Below are 13476 nucleotides of genomic sequence, written 5' to 3'. Positions count from 1 at the left end.
GTGGGCGACGCGAAAGACGACCTGAGGAGCTACCTGCGGTTGGCCCGCGAGGCCTTGGTGTGGAAACTCGATGGTCTCAGCGACTACGACGTCCGTCGGCCGCTGGTGCGTACCGGCACCAATCTGCTCGGGCTGGTCAAGCACTGTGCCGGCGTCGAGGCAGGGTATCTGGGCGCAGTGTTCGGGCGACCTTTTCCCGAGGAGTTGCCGTGGATGGAGTTCGAGGCCGAGCCCAACGCCGACATGTGGGCGACGGCGGATGAGTCGCGCGCCGACATCCTGAGCCTGTTCGAACGCGTCGCAGCGCATTCGGAGGCGACCCTCGACGTGCTCGATCTCGACTCCCTCGGGTCGGTGCCGTGGTGGTCGGATGATCGCAACCCCGTCACGCTGCACCGAATCGTGATCCACCTGATCGCCGAACTGAACCGTCACACCGGTCACGCCGACATCGTGCGCGAACTGATTGACGGAGCCGCCGGGCTGCGACAGGACAACGACAACCTGCCTGAAGGCGACGCGGGCTGGTGGACGCAGTACGTGGAGCGGCTGGAGGAAGTGGCGAAGCAGGCACGCAGCTAGCTCGCGATTTCCCAGATGTGGCCGGCTGGGTCCACGAACGATGCGGTGCGGATGCCCCACGGGCGGTCCATCGGGCCGTTGAGCATCGCGACGCCTCGCTCCGCAAGGAGGGCGGCCGTGGCATCCACGTCGTCGACGGTGATCGTGAACTGCATGCGGGCGCCGGCTGCCTGCGGCGCGACCATGGCGGGTGCGATCAGGCCCGGCGCCTCGTCAGACTGCAGCAGATTGATGAGGGTGTTGCTGAAGTTGAAGACCGATGAGTTCTCATCGTCCCAGTGCACGGGCAGGCCGATTGAGTCGCGATAGAACTCGCGGGTGGCCGGCAGGTCGTCAACGAAGAGGGTGATGGCGGTGATGGGGCCCGGAAAGTTGCTCATTTTTCGAATGTACCCAGTGCCGATTTTTCTGGCAACGCCCGCGGTCTCGGATCTCCCGCAGCCTCCGATCTTCATCGAGAGTGCGCGTTTGGTCGCTCTGAGCGAGCCGAAGCGACAACTACTGCACTCTCGATGCGCCAGGAGCAGAATGGATGCGTGGGCAACCTCATTTACACCGGGATCACGTCGCTCGACGGCTACATCAACGACGTGCACGGCAATTTCGACTGGAGCATGCCCGATGCGCAGGTGCACCAGTTCATCAACGACCTCGAGCGGCCGGTCGGCACGTACCTGCTCGGTCGCCGAATGTATGAGGTGATGTCGGTCTGGGACGTGATGCCAGCGGACCCCGACAGCCCCATCATGAACGACTACGCCGAGATCTGGCGCGCCGCAGAGAAGATCGTCTTCTCGGCGTCGCTGGCCGAGGTGACGGCGCCCCGCACCCGGCTCGAGCGGATTTTCGATGTGGACGCCGTGCGCGCCCTCCCGGGCGACGTCTCGATCGGCGGTGCGACGCTGGCCGCCGAGGCGCTCGAGGCGGGCTTGGTCGACGAGTTCAGGATGTTCGTCAACCCGATCATCGTCGGTGGCGGCACCTCGTACTTCCCGCTGGGCGTGACCGTGCCGCTCGACCTCGTGGAGCAGCGCCGCTTCGACAACGGGGTCGTGTTCCTGCGATATCGACGGGTTTAGCTCCTATCGGTCGACGGCCGCGAGGATGGTGGTGGCAAGGTCGGCCGGTCGCGTGAACTGCGGCCAGTGCCCGGTCGGAAGGTCGACCAGTTCGTAGTCGGTGACCTTGGCCAGCTCGTCGAAGGCTCCGCCTTCCATCCACTTCTTGAGCTGTTCGCTGTCGAATTCGCAGCAAATGACGGTGGATGCCACGCCGTACCGTGCGGGATCGCCGAGCTGTTGCGCGTCGGAGGCGACCCCCAGCGGCTGGGGGATGGCGATGCGGCGCATGCGCTCGCGCAACTCGTCGGTCAGGTCGGTGAGGTCGGCATCGTCGAATACCGACCAGTCGGGAAGCGGCACCTCGCCGTCGACGACCGGAAGTTCGTCGTTGATGTTGTCGCCGTCACCGAGGGGCCCGCTGTCGACATAGATCACGCGCGCAACGGATGCGGGCCGGGCGTCCGCTGCGGCCCAGGCGATCGCACCGCCGCCACTGTGCCCGACGAGCACGACCGGTTCTCCGGAGGCGTCGATCGCCGCGACGACGGCGTCGACGTGATCGCGGAGCGTGATGGCAGAGCGGTCTGCGTCAATCGATTCGAGTCCGGGCAGGGTGAGTTGCTGAACTGTGTGACCGGCGGCTCGCAGCGGGGCCGCTACGTCGTCCCATGAGGCACCATTCAGCCAGAATCCGGGGATCATGATGATGTTCATGCGCCCCACGATAGATCGGGCTTCCGACAATCGCTAGGGGTGCCAGGGCAGCGCCTCAACCAGCGGCTCTGCGGTCACACCCGCTGCCGCGACGAACCCGTCAGGCCGCACCAGATACATCCAGCCGTCGCGCAGAGGAGTGCCGACCGGGGTCGGGAACGCATGCACCGGCAGCCCCACTAAAGCGGCGCTTGCTCGGTCGACGGATCCGTAGGTGTGCACCTGCCACGTGAACGAGCGGAGTGCCTCGTGATTGCTGTCGAAGGGTGGAAGGCGGCGGCCGATGACCGGGTCACGCCGGCGGCGAGCATCCGAAGCAGGCGGCATCGGGTAGTGGATGCGCGTCTGCGAAACGTACCCGAACACGCGCCGACCGAGCGGCACCCGCGGCATCAGGAACGCGATGATCGGCGCGACCACGGGCAGCAGCGTGCGCACCACGAACCGTCGCACGCGATTGTCGGTGATGGCGTTCTCGAACGCGCGCTCGGTGAAGTCGATAATGTGTTTGGCGACCGGCCGCCGCTCGGCGTCGTAGCGGTCGAGGTAGCTGTCGTCGGCGCGGCCCTGCAGCACGTCCGCGAGTTTGCAGGCGAGGTTGTGGGCATCCTGAAGGCCGGTGTTCATGCCCTGCGCGCCGACGGGGGAGTGCACGTGAGCGGCATCGCCGGCGAGAAAGACGGGCCCGTCGCGGAACCGCTCGGCCAGACGATGGTGCACCTGGTAGGTGCTGAGCCAGCGCGTGGCGCCCCAGGCGACCCCGAACCCGGCAATCCGTTCGCGCAGCGGAGCGTCGCTCGAGTTGTGCAACTCGCCCGGCACGACGCCGACAAGGCGGGCATCCTGACCCTGCCCCATCGGGAACCCCAGCAGAAAGTCGGTTGCCCCGAGCCGCACATTGATGGATGTGTCCGGCAACCCGTGCACCTCGGCAGCATCGATCACGTAGAACGTGTGGGCGCTGGTCGTTCCCTCGAAGCCGATGTCGCGCATCCGTCTCACCGGCGAGGATGCCCCGTCGGCCCCCACCACATACCGCGCCGTCACTGTGACCCCGCCGCTCAGTGTCGCCGTGACCGGGCGATCTGCGCCGTCGACACTGGATGCCGCGACCTCAAGCCCCTCGAGTGAGCGGTTCCACAGCACCTCGCCGCCGAGCCGCCGCAGTGCGTCGCCCAGCAGGGCCTCGTTTTTGTTCTGCTCGAACATCTGCATGAACGGGTACCGGGTGAACGTCGCGCCGAGGATGACGAACGGGATCGTCGCGAACACCCGCTTGCGGAAGCCGGGGGAGATCGCGTCGGCCTTGGTGCCATTCGCGAGCACCTCGTCGACCAGCCCCAGCTGTTCGTAGATCTCGAGGGTGCGAGCCTGCACCCCCAGCGCGCGAGACTCCGTCGTCGGCCCCGACTTGCCGTCGACCAGGATGTGGTCGACCCCCAGCCTCGCGAGCACGACCGCGAGCATCAGGCCGGTAGGCCCGGCGCCGACGATGAGCACGTCGGTGGTGCGGGCGGAGGACATTGGGTTGAGCGTACTCCGAGTGGCTTTCGGGCGTGTTAGGCCGCGAGCTCCGCCTCCACGCCGTCGAGCCATTCGCTCCAGAACTCTTTCCAATGCTCGCCGAGGTCGATGCTGTCGAGCTTCTCGTGCGTCACCGTCAGGCGGATCCGCTGCTTCGGCGCTGGGTCGAACGCGAACATCACCACGCCAAGCGGCTCGGCATCCTGAGCGAAGGTGAACCGCAGTGACTTCGACTCCGGCTTTGACCGCAGCGTCAGCTCGTAGCCGGGCAGCAGCTCCGCGCGGTCCGCGTCATCGAGCAGGAGGGCGCGGAGGTCCGTGGCGTCCGCTGGCAGCAGTCGCGTGCGGCTGACCGTGAAGGTGCCGTCCTTCATCTGGCCGGGCAGGCGCAGGCCGGTGATGCGCTCGAAGCCGATCGTGACCGCCTGCGCCCACCACGGGTCGACGGCGTGCTCGTCGCGCAGCCAGGCGGCGATCGCGGTATGACCGGCCTCGCGACCTGGGCCAGCCTCGATGAGGGCGACCCAGTCATCCCAGTCCCGATCGGTGCTGGCGGTGATGACCTCGGTCGTCTGCATCGGCTGGGCTAGCCAAGTGGATGCCGCGGCCGCCGGCATCGGAGCGGGCAGCGCGCGGCGTGCCGCACCGTAGCGCTCGCCGGTAGCCAGCATCCGCTGCCGGATGCGGCGGGTGAGCGTCTCTTGCGTGGTCATCGGAACTCCCGTGCTGTTGTGGCGGCGCCCACCAGCAGGCTAATCCCCGACGCTGGCCCTGGGCAACGACGGCAACTACCCTCGACACCACACGGCTGAGCGACGACACAAGCCCGAGGAGCGCAATGATCCGCATCACCACCACCAGCGTTTTCGTCGACGACCAGGCGAAGGCGCTCGCCTTCTACACCGACGTGCTCGGATTCGAGAAGAAAGACGACATCTCGCTGGGCGAGTTCCGCTGGCTGACGGTAGTTTCGCCCTCCGCCCCCGACGGGGTCGAGTTGCTGCTCGAGCCTGACCAGCATCCGGCGGTCAAGCCGTTCAAGGCGGCGCTCGTGGCCGACGGCATCCCGGCCGCCAGCTTCGGAGTGGATGACGTCGCCACCGAACACGCGCGCCTCACCGCGCTGGGGGTCACCTTCGTGCAGCCGCCGACCGACCTCGGCCCGGTCACCATCGCGACGCTGGACGACACATGTGGCAACCTCATCCAGATCGCGACCCGGGCGTGAGCAACGAACTGGACGCCGACGGCCGCAAGACCAGATTCTGGGAGGAGGACGACCCCCACGGCGGCGTCATCTCGGGTGAGTATGTGGCGGGCGAACGTGAGGGCCTGTGGAGGCACCGCTTCGCCGACGGCCGGGTGCGCTCGGAATGCCACTACGACTCGGGTGCGCTGACGGGGGAGTGCGTCTGGTTCCGCGCGACCGGCGGACTGTTGCAGAAGGGCGGCTTCCTCGCCGACGAGAAGCACGGCTTCTGGCAGCGCTGGACGGCGGACGGCGTGCCCATCGATGAAGGGCACTTCGACCGTGGAACCAAATCCGGAGCCTGGACCTACTACGCGCCCGACGGCTCCGTGAAGAAGGTCACCAACCATAAGGGCCCTTGACTCGCCGCGTGTTGTGCCCTCGCGAACCCCGGACTGCCCTCTGCCTGCGCTCCCTCGTGCTCCCAAATGAAGGAGATATCGCCTCGGGAGGGCCCTACGGCCAGCGGGGAGGGCGTGACATCCGAAATCTCCTTCATTCGGATGCGGGAGCGGCGCAGCAGGGGTACGGAGGGGTGGATGACGCGGCGGCGCCCGCGCGAGTGGCACCCTGACCCGCGCCGGGTGTTGTGCCCTCGCGTCGTGCTCCCAAATGAAGGAGATATCGCCTCGGGAGGGCCCTTTTGCTGGCGGGCGGGGCGTGACATCCGAAATCTCCTTCATTTGGATGCAGGGAGGGGCACGCAGAAGCACGCGGCAGCGGGCCGCGGCCGGGGGTGGATGCCGCGGCGGCGCCCGCGCGAGAGGCGCCTCGCCACCCGCGCGAGCGGCACCCTGACTCGCACCTAAACTGATCCGATGATGCTCACCGTTTTCGCCGTCGGCGGGCTGCCCGAATTCGTGGCAGGGGACGACCTGGTGACGATTATCGGGGATGCGGTCGACGGCATCCTGGAGGATGGCGACATCCTCGCCATCACCTCCAAGATCGTGAGCAAGGCCGAGGGCCGGCAGGTCGAGGCCTCGCATCGCGACGAGGCGATCACGTCCGAGACCGTGCGGATCGTGGCATCCCGCCAGCACGCCCACGGCGTCACCCGAATCGTCGAGAACCACCTCGGAATGGTGTCGGCGGCGGCCGGCGTCGACTCGAGCAATGTGCCGGACGGCATCGTGCTGCTGCTCCCCGTCGACCCCGACGCGACGGCCCGCCGCCTCTGCAGCGCGCTCCGTGATCGGCTCGGCGTGCGCATCGGCATCGTCATCACCGACACTCTTGGACGGCCATGGCGGCAGGGGCAAACCGATGTCGCGATCGGCGCCGCCGGCCTCACGGTGCTCGATGACCTTCGTGGCTCGACCGACGCCAATGGCAGGCGACTGGATGTCACGGTGCCGGCCGTGGCCGACGAGATCGCCGCCGCGGGTGACCTGGTTAAAGGCAAGTCGCTCGGTCTTCCGGTCGCGGTGGTGCGCGGTCTCGGCCACCTCCTGGCAGAGGTGGACGCGCCAGGCGCCAGGTCGATCGTGCGCACCGGCCCCGACGACATGTTCAGTCTCGGCACGGCCGAGGCGCACGCCGAAGGGTATGCCGAAGGCTTTGAGGCCGGGCGCGCGAGTGCGCGCTGACTGGGTCGTCATTGTGCCGTTCAGGGCGGCATCCGCGAAGTCCCGGTTCGGTCCGGGCGACAACGCCGAGCTGGCCATGGCCATGGCGCTCGACACCGTCGCGGCGGCGCTGACGGTCGCGCACGTGATCGTGGTGACGGATGCCGCTGAGCCATTCGTCGCGCTCGGCGCAGCCGTGCATCCCGACCCCGGCGCGGGGCTGAACGCCGCCATCGCGGCCGGGCTCGAGCAGGCCGGCGTCGATACGCCGCGGGCCGTGCTGCTGGGGGATCACCCCGCCCTGACTCCGACCGAACTCGCCGCGGCGCTCGCCGCGGCCACCCACCCGCTGTCACTGGTGGCGGATGCCGCTGGCGACGGCTCCGCCCTCACGGCCGCCCGGCCAGGGGTGCCGCATGCGCTGGCGTTCGGCCCTGGCTCGCGGGCGGCTCACATTGCCGAAGGATACGTCGAGCTCGACGGTGACTGGCCGGGCCTCAGCGCCGACGTCGACACCGCGGCCGACCTTGCCGGCCTCGCAGATCCCGGCCCGCGCACGTCCGCGTGGCTAGCGAGCCGCAGCTAGCGCGTCCCGCCCGAGCGCCGCGCTCGACTCGGCGTCGCGCATCCACAGCGGAACGACCTGCGCCCGGATGCCGGCAGCCTCGATCGCGGCCGCTGCCGCAGCATCCGACTCATCGACAAGCCAGCCGTCCAGCACCCCGCCGCGCGATCGTGCTCCGTAGTGCACCGCGACCGCGTCGGCCGACGTGGAGACGCCGATGGCCGCCAGACACGCGTCTGCCATGCCGCGCACGACGGCTCCCGCGATGATCGGCGAAATGCCGACCACGCGCGCCGGGGTGGAGGCCAGCGCCTCACGGATGCCGGGAATCGCGAGGATCGGCCCGATCGACACGACGGGATTCGACGGGGCGACGATCACGACGTCCGCCTCGGCGATGGCGTCGAGCACTCCCGGTGCTGGGGTCGATGCAGCCACCCCGCGGTATTCGAATGAGAGCGCAGGGATGGATGCCCGGTGCCGGGTCCACCATTCCTGGAAGTGCATCGGGCCGCCGTCCGTGATCACGTGAGTCTCGACCTCGTCGTCGGTGGCGGGAATCAGGCGCACCCCGAGCGGCCAGCGCGACGTGATGCGCGCCGTGGCCTCGCTGAGCGGCAGCCCTTCGCGCAGCAGGTGGGTGCGCGTGAGGTGGGTGCCGATGTCGAGGTCGCCGAGGGTGAACCACGGCCATCCCACACCGTATGCACGCAGTTCGGCGCTCACCCGCTCGCTCTCGCCGACGCGACCCCAGCCCCGCTCCTCATCGTTCTCGCCCGCGAGCGTGTACATGATCGAGTCGAGGTCTGGCGTGATCCGCAACCCGGTCAGCCACATGTCGTCGCCGACGTTCACGACAGCGGTCACCTCGTCGTCGGCGGTCACGGCGTCGCGCAGCCCGCGCAGGAAGCGGGCGCCACCGACGCCGCCAGAGAGAACTGTGATCTTCATCCGCCCCACGCTACGGCCTCCCCGCTGCCCCACGTTCATAACTCCTGCAGTTGAGGAGCCGCCGTCCCCGGCCAGCCCGGAATCCCGGGGGTGCTGCCGTCGGCCGCACCCGTTCTGCAGGAGATATGGACGCGGGCGCCACGAGACCTCCCGCTGCGCGGCCCCGGCTCGTAGGATGTCAAGCATGTTTCAACTTGTCCTGACGGTGGGGTCGCTGGCGCTGATGATCTTCGCGCTGGTCGACGTGATCACCGCTGACTCGTGGAAATTCCGCTACCTCGACAAGGTGTCGTGGGCGTTCATCGTGATCCTGCTGCCGCTGATCGGGTCGATCCTCTGGTTCGCGCTGGGAAAGCAGCGGAGCGAGTCGACTGGTCGCGGCACCTTTGGTGACCCTCGGAGACACCAAACGGTGATCATCCCCCCGACACCGGTGGATGACGAGGCCGCCGTCGAACGCGAGATCGAGTTCCACGAGCGTGAGGCCCGCATCCGCCGACTCGAAGCGGAGCTCAGGGCCAAACGCAGCGAGGAGTGACCTTCAGTGAACTGGCAGGGCTATTCATTGACGATAGGTGACAGACTCGAAGGGTGGACATTTCAGCGGTGAACATCGACACCGAACGCAACGACGACGCTGTGCACGCCATGCCTCAGGACGAGTTCTACTCCAGGAGCCGCGAGATCCTGCGCTCCATCGAGACCGTCATCGACGGCAAGCGCAGCGCCATCGAGATGGCACTGACGGTCATGCTCGCCGAAGGGCACCTGCTCATCGAGGACGTGCCCGGCGTCGGCAAGACGATGCTCGCCCGCACCCTGGCGCGCACCATGGACTGTTCAGTCAACCGCATCCAGTTCACCCCGGACCTGCTGCCGGCAGACATCACCGGCGTGTCCGTGTACAACCAGGCCGATCACGAATTCGAGTTCAAACCGGGCCCGGTCTTCGCCAACATCGTCATCGGCGACGAGATCAACCGCGCGAGCCCCAAGACCCAGTCGGCACTCCTGGAGAGCATGGAGGAGGGCCAAGTCACCGTCGACGGCCGCAGCTACCGGCTCGGCACCCCGTTCATCGTGATCGCCACCCAGAATCCGATCGAGATGGAGGGCACATACCCGCTGCCCGAGGCCCAGCGCGACAGGTTCATGGCGCGAATCTCGATGGGGTATCCGGATGCCGCGGCAGAGCTTGCCATGTTGAGGCAGCGTGCCACCTCGAGTCCGCTCGACGCGGTGAAGCCCGTCGTCACGACGGCTCAGCTCGTCGCCATGATCGCGACAGCGCGCAACGTGTTCGCCAGTCGTGCCGTGGAGCAGTACGCGGTGGCGATCGCCCAGGCCACCCGCGAGGACCGTGACCTCAGGCTCGGCGCCAGCCCCCGGGCAACCCTGCAACTTGTTCGCGCAGCCAAGGCGAGGGCCGCCCTGGACGGCCGCGAATTCGTGCTGCCCGACGACATCGACGCGCTGGCCGTTCCCGTCTTTGGCCACCGTCTCATCGCGGAACGACACTCGAGCGCTTCCGGGCTAACGGGCGGCAGCCTCGCCGACATCATCTCCGCTGTCGTTGCCAGCGTTCCCGTGCCCATCAGTGCAGCGGGTCCGGCCTGAGGCAGGGAGCCCGACCTATGCGACGAAAGACGAGGGGTGGCATCACCGCAGGCTTTCGCCGCGTGGGGCTGACGCAGCGCGGTGTGGCCTTCGTCGTGGCATCCGCCATCGCCTTCGTCGTCGCGTACGTTTTGGGCTTTCAGCAGCTGCTTTATGTGGCCATTGCGCTGGCCGCTCTGCCCCTGATCGCCCTCGTTCTGGTTCGCGTTCGCAGGCCGAAGCTCTCGGTGACACGATCTTTTTCGCCACATGTCATCGAAGCGGGCAGCACAGCCACAGTGTCGCTGCTGGTGCACAACCTGACGGGTGCCCCGACCCTGCGCGTGCGCTGGTGGGATGAGGTGCCGTGGGTCAGCAGTGGCACGGTGGTGGGCGAACTGCTCGGTCTGCAGCCGCGGGGAGCTCGCTACAGCCGCGGAAACACCGCAGCGCTGGAGTACGAGCTGCGGCCTCCCCGCCGCGGGATTTTCAACATCGGACCGTTCGTCGTGCACCTCAGCGACGCGTTCGGGTTTGCTTCCACGACGTATTCCGTCGGTCAGGCGCAAGAGGTTGTCGTCACCCCTGAGGTGGTTGCGCTTCCCGAAACCTCACTTAGCGTGTCTGCGGGCGACGGCGAGGCGCGGATCGTGCAGAGGCGCTCGGCGGGCGACGCTGACGACTCGATCACCAGGGAGTACCGCACCGGTGATGCCATGCGCCGGGTGCACTGGCGTGCCACCGCTCGCCACGGCGACCTGATGGTGCGGCAGGAGGAGCATCGCTCGTTCCCTGAGGCCGGCGTCATCCTCGACACGAGGGGTATCGGTTACGACGACCTTTCGGGCGACGAGCGCACGGGTTACCTCGACAGCGACTCATTCGAGTGGGCAGTGAGCATGCTTGCCTCCGTCGCCGTGCACCTTCGGCGTTACGGGTTTCTCGTGAAAGTGCAGGAGTCCGGACCACCCCAACTGGGTCGCCATCCCGCACCCGGCCGCACCCGTCACGACGAGGAGTTGCTCACGGAGCTGGCCGAGCTTCGGCTCACGATCACGTCCACGAGCGCACTGGACATGAGCAGGTCGGTTGACAAGGGGCGCGGCAGCAACGGGCCGATTGTCGCGATCGTGGGAAATCCAGACTCACAGACCGTCGAATGGATGATGCGCCAGCGCCGCCCCGGAGACGTCGCCGTCGTGTTCATGGTGCAGGGCGCATCCGGGCTCGGGTCCCTCGACCCCGCTGTTGGTTCTCGGCTATCGAAGGCAATCCCCGTCACAACGAAGCGACTCACGGATGCCGGATGGATCGTCATCCCGGTGCGCTCAGATGACGACCACGCTGCAGCGTGGGAGGCCGTCGAGTTCCAGTCAGGCCGATCGCATGTCGGCCGCTAGGGTCGCGGACCGCGCCGACGCCCGCGTGGCGCCGAGCGTCGCTTCGAGCTGGCTGGTGAGCGGGCTCATGCTGCTCGGGGTGGGTGCGGCGGCCGCCGGACTCACCTCACTCATCGCCGATGTCGCATGGTGGTTCGCCATCATGACTGTGGCGCTGATCGTCTTTGCGGCGGCCGCCACCGTGCGCTCGTTTGCGGTTCGTCGTGTCTGGCCGAGCGTCGCGGCAGCGGCCACGGCATTCCTCGTGATGACGCTGATGTTCGCCCCGGCTGAGTCGATCCTGGCGCTGATCCCCACCCCGGAGACCTTCGAGCGTTTCGGCGAGCTCCAGACCGCGGGGGTGATATCCATCTCGGCGCAGTCGATTCCAGCGAATGCCAACGAGGGCATCCTGTTCCTGCTGTGTCTCGGTATCGCGGTCATCGCGGTCGTGATGGACGGTCTCGCCTTCGTGGTCAGGGCGCCCACCCTGACCGGGGTCCCTCTGCTGGTTTTGCTGCTGGTGCCCAGCTTTGTGCGCCCCTCGCTCAGCGGCGGCCTTTTTTTCGTGCTGACCGCGGCGGCGTGGTTGGCCATCCTGCTCGTGCGATCGCAGCGCTCGGGTCGCCGTTTGGCGATCGGCATCGGGGCGGCCGCCATCGCGGCAGGGTTGATCGTGCCGGTAGTGCTACCGCCGGTGGGGCCAGCGGGGGGAAATGGGGCCTCGGTCGGGTTCTCCACGGGACTCAACCCCATCCTCACCCTGGGGGATGACCTTCGCCGCGGCACCCCCACGCTCGCGCTGCGCTACACCTCCACCGACTCGGACGGGCAGTACCTCAGGCTCACGGCGCTCGATGACTTCACGGGGCGCACGTGGGAAAACTCAGATCCGACGATCGCGCCCGAAAACAATGTCCGCGACATCGGTGCGGCTCCCGGCCTCGGCGAGGACGTGCCTGTCACTGAGGTCACCACCGACATCTCCGTGCTGAATATCCTGAGCCGCTGGTTGCCGACACCGTACGCTCCGGCGAGCATCAGGGGGCTGGTCGGGGCGTGGACGTGGGATCCCGATGCGCTGACTGTTCGCACCCAGCGTTCGAGCGCTCGCGGCCAGAACTACACAGTCGAGAGCACCCGGATCGCGCCATCCATAGAACAGCTCATTGCCGCGGGTACCACCGTCGAGCCTGGCTTCGAGCGCTATCTCGTGGTGCCGGACGACATGCCCGCCGTCGTGGGAAGCACAGCGCTCGAAGTCACGGCAGGCAATGCCAGCAACTTCGAGAAGGCGGTCGCGCTTCAGGATTACTTCCGGAGCGGCGACTTCGTCTACTCGGAGGAGGCGCCGGTCGACAACAACTACGACGGCTCGGGCGCGAGCGTGCTCGAGCCGTTCCTCGCCGCCAAATCTGGGTATTGCGTTCACTTCTCGTCGGCCATGGCCTCCATGGCCCGCACCCTCGGGATTCCGGCGCGGGTGACCGTCGGGTTCACGCCCGGCCAGGCCTCGCTTCAGGATGACGGCACCACCGAATACACGGTGACGACCTTCAACCTCCACGCCTGGCCCGAACTGTATTTCGCCGGCGTCGGTTGGGTGCGCTTCGAGCCGACCCCCGGTCGCGGTTTCGTGCCCGAATTCGCGCCGCTCTCCGTGGATGACCCCGCCACTCCGGACGTCGACGAGTCGGTTCCTGGCACCGCCCCCACCGCCGGTGCCACGGTGGGACCGAACCTCCCTTCGGACGGTCGTCCGGATCGAAATGACCCGCAATCGATCGGCTCCAGCGCCCCGGCGAGCACGACTCAATGGTGGATACTCGTGGTCGCCGTTGTGCTCGCTCTGCTCGTCTCACCCGCCGTGATGCGGGGTGTGCGCCGAGCACGACGGCTTCGGCAGGTGGCTGGCGGATCGGCGGCGGCAGCGTGGGAAGAGCTGCGAGACACCGCAGACGATCTCGGTCTCGACCTGGACAGAGCGCGCACCCCGCGCCAACTGGATGACGACCTCCGGCGACACGTCACGCTGCAGGGAGTGGATGCTCTCGCCAGGCTGCGCGGTGCGATCGAGGCCGAGGCGTTCGCCGAGCACGATGGCGCTCCCGATCCAGCGGACGTGCACACGGTCATCCGGTCGCTGAGGAGCGCGGCGGGCGTGGGCCCCAGCCTTCTGGCAACTTTCGCTCCGAGATCGCTCGCCGCACGGTGGCTGGTGGCGGTCGAATAGCGGGTACCGTGGATCTCGGCGCAGCCGAGGATGTTCTGCGAGTTTTGTGCTCTG

At 67.7% G+C, this 13476-nt stretch carries 15 protein-coding genes; 10 read left to right on the top strand and 5 right to left on the bottom strand.

Annotated features, from left to right (window positions below; translation table 11 throughout):
- A complete protein-coding gene (locus tag QMG83_RS11005) occupies window positions 1-582 on the top strand; it encodes a DinB family protein (protein ID WP_283505400.1) in 582 nt (193 codons plus the stop codon).
- On the opposite strand, the gene QMG83_RS11000 is transcribed toward QMG83_RS11005, so the two are convergent.
- The gene (locus QMG83_RS11000; protein WP_283505399.1) at window positions 579-962 is read right to left on the bottom strand and encodes a VOC family protein; all 384 of its coding nucleotides are present in this window, start codon (window positions 960-962) and stop codon (window positions 579-581) included. The genes QMG83_RS11005 and QMG83_RS11000 overlap by 4 nt on opposite strands.
- A 156-nt stretch (window positions 963-1118) precedes the next feature.
- On the opposite strand from QMG83_RS11000, the gene QMG83_RS10995 reads away from it, so the two are divergent.
- Complete coding sequence (locus QMG83_RS10995; RefSeq protein ID WP_283505398.1) at window positions 1119-1661, top strand: dihydrofolate reductase family protein; 543 nt, start codon at window positions 1119-1121, stop codon at window positions 1659-1661.
- A 3-nt stretch (window positions 1662-1664) separates the two neighbouring features.
- On the opposite strand, the gene QMG83_RS10990 is transcribed toward QMG83_RS10995, so the two are convergent.
- From QMG83_RS10990 to QMG83_RS10980, 3 genes are read right to left on the bottom strand one after another with little or no spacing between them, the layout of a single operon-like run.
- Window positions 1665-2357 (bottom strand): alpha/beta hydrolase, encoded by a 693-nt coding sequence (locus QMG83_RS10990; RefSeq protein ID WP_283505397.1) that lies wholly within the window; start codon window positions 2355-2357, stop codon window positions 1665-1667.
- Between the two features lie 33 nt (window positions 2358-2390).
- On the bottom strand, window positions 2391-3881 hold the full coding sequence (locus QMG83_RS10985) for an FAD-dependent monooxygenase (protein ID WP_283505396.1): 1491 nt from the start codon (window positions 3879-3881) through the stop codon (window positions 2391-2393).
- 35 nt (window positions 3882-3916) lie between these two features.
- Entirely contained in the window at window positions 3917-4594 is a 678-nt protein-coding gene (locus tag QMG83_RS10980) for a DUF4287 domain-containing protein (protein ID WP_283505395.1), read from the bottom strand.
- A 128-nt stretch (window positions 4595-4722) separates the two neighbouring features.
- On the opposite strand from QMG83_RS10980, the gene QMG83_RS10975 reads away from it, so the two are divergent.
- From QMG83_RS10975 to cofC, 4 genes are all read left to right on the top strand, one after another.
- Window positions 4723-5109 (top strand): VOC family protein, encoded by a 387-nt coding sequence (locus QMG83_RS10975; protein ID WP_502949033.1) that lies wholly within the window; start codon window positions 4723-4725, stop codon window positions 5107-5109.
- A complete protein-coding gene (locus tag QMG83_RS10970) occupies window positions 5106-5492 on the top strand; it encodes a toxin-antitoxin system YwqK family antitoxin (protein WP_283505393.1) in 387 nt (128 codons plus the stop codon). The genes QMG83_RS10975 and QMG83_RS10970 overlap by 4 nt, the downstream gene beginning before the upstream one ends.
- Window positions 5493-5951: 459 nt before the next feature.
- Window positions 5952-6719 carry a coenzyme F420-0:L-glutamate ligase gene (locus QMG83_RS10965; protein WP_283505568.1) on the top strand — a complete coding sequence of 256 codons (768 nt, stop codon included), beginning with the start codon at window positions 5952-5954 and terminating at the stop codon, window positions 6717-6719.
- The gene (gene cofC / locus QMG83_RS10960) at window positions 6709-7284 is read left to right on the top strand and encodes a 2-phospho-L-lactate guanylyltransferase (RefSeq protein WP_283505392.1); all 576 of its coding nucleotides are present in this window, start codon (window positions 6709-6711) and stop codon (window positions 7282-7284) included. The genes QMG83_RS10965 and cofC overlap by 11 nt, the downstream gene beginning before the upstream one ends.
- Here the strand turns inward: cofC and cofD are convergent.
- Window positions 7267-8214, bottom strand: a complete 948-nt coding sequence (gene cofD / locus QMG83_RS10955) for a 2-phospho-L-lactate transferase (RefSeq protein WP_283505391.1) — start codon at window positions 8212-8214, stop codon at window positions 7267-7269. The two genes, cofC and cofD, sit on opposite strands and share 18 nt — an antisense overlap.
- A 184-nt stretch (window positions 8215-8398) precedes the next feature.
- Here cofD and QMG83_RS10950 point away from each other — a divergent pair, with 184 nt between their 5' ends.
- The 4 genes from QMG83_RS10950 to QMG83_RS10935 all read left to right on the top strand — a co-directional run bounded on the left by QMG83_RS10950 (window position 8399) and on the right by QMG83_RS10935 (window position 13422).
- Window positions 8399-8752 carry a PLD nuclease N-terminal domain-containing protein gene (locus tag QMG83_RS10950; protein ID WP_283505390.1) on the top strand — a complete coding sequence of 118 codons (354 nt, stop codon included), beginning with the start codon at window positions 8399-8401 and terminating at the stop codon, window positions 8750-8752.
- Window positions 8753-8862: 110 nt separating this feature from the next.
- Window positions 8863-9831 carry an AAA family ATPase gene (locus QMG83_RS10945; RefSeq protein WP_283505567.1) on the top strand — a complete coding sequence of 323 codons (969 nt, stop codon included), beginning with the start codon at window positions 8863-8865 and terminating at the stop codon, window positions 9829-9831.
- Between the two features lie 17 nt (window positions 9832-9848).
- Complete coding sequence (locus tag QMG83_RS10940) at window positions 9849-11210, top strand: DUF58 domain-containing protein (protein ID WP_283505389.1); 1362 nt, start codon at window positions 9849-9851, stop codon at window positions 11208-11210.
- The gene (locus QMG83_RS10935; protein WP_283505388.1) at window positions 11197-13422 is read left to right on the top strand and encodes a transglutaminase TgpA family protein; all 2226 of its coding nucleotides are present in this window, start codon (window positions 11197-11199) and stop codon (window positions 13420-13422) included. The genes QMG83_RS10940 and QMG83_RS10935 overlap by 14 nt, the downstream gene beginning before the upstream one ends.
- The last annotated feature ends 54 nt before the right edge of the window (window positions 13423-13476 follow it).

The organism is Salinibacterium sp. G-O1 (genome assembly GCF_030063305.1).
Lineage (GTDB): Bacteria > Actinomycetota > Actinomycetes > Actinomycetales > Microbacteriaceae > Rhodoglobus.
This window is presented reverse-complemented; position numbering and strand designations above follow the sequence as displayed.

Coding starts and splice junctions, on each gene's coding strand:
- QMG83_RS11000 (WP_283505399.1), bottom strand. CDS start 962: ATGAGCAACTTTCCGGGCCCCATCACCGCCATCACCCTCTTCGTTGAC.
- QMG83_RS10990 (WP_283505397.1), bottom strand. CDS start 2,357: ATGAACATCATCATGATCCCCGGATTCTGGCTGAATGGTGCCTCATGG.
- QMG83_RS10985 (WP_283505396.1), bottom strand. CDS start 3,881: ATGTCCTCCGCCCGCACCACCGACGTGCTCATCGTCGGCGCCGGGCCT.
- QMG83_RS10980 (WP_283505395.1), bottom strand. CDS start 4,594: ATGACCACGCAAGAGACGCTCACCCGCCGCATCCGGCAGCGGATGCTG.
- QMG83_RS10965 (WP_283505568.1), top strand. CDS start 5,952: ATGCTCACCGTTTTCGCCGTCGGCGGGCTGCCCGAATTCGTGGCAGGG.
- cofD (WP_283505391.1), bottom strand. CDS start 8,214: ATGAAGATCACAGTTCTCTCTGGCGGCGTCGGTGGCGCCCGCTTCCTG.
- QMG83_RS10950 (WP_283505390.1), top strand. CDS start 8,399: ATGTTTCAACTTGTCCTGACGGTGGGGTCGCTGGCGCTGATGATCTTC.
- QMG83_RS10945 (WP_283505567.1), top strand. CDS start 8,863: ATGCCTCAGGACGAGTTCTACTCCAGGAGCCGCGAGATCCTGCGCTCC.
- QMG83_RS10940 (WP_283505389.1), top strand. CDS start 9,849: ATGCGACGAAAGACGAGGGGTGGCATCACCGCAGGCTTTCGCCGCGTG.
- QMG83_RS10935 (WP_283505388.1), top strand. CDS start 11,197: ATGTCGGCCGCTAGGGTCGCGGACCGCGCCGACGCCCGCGTGGCGCCG.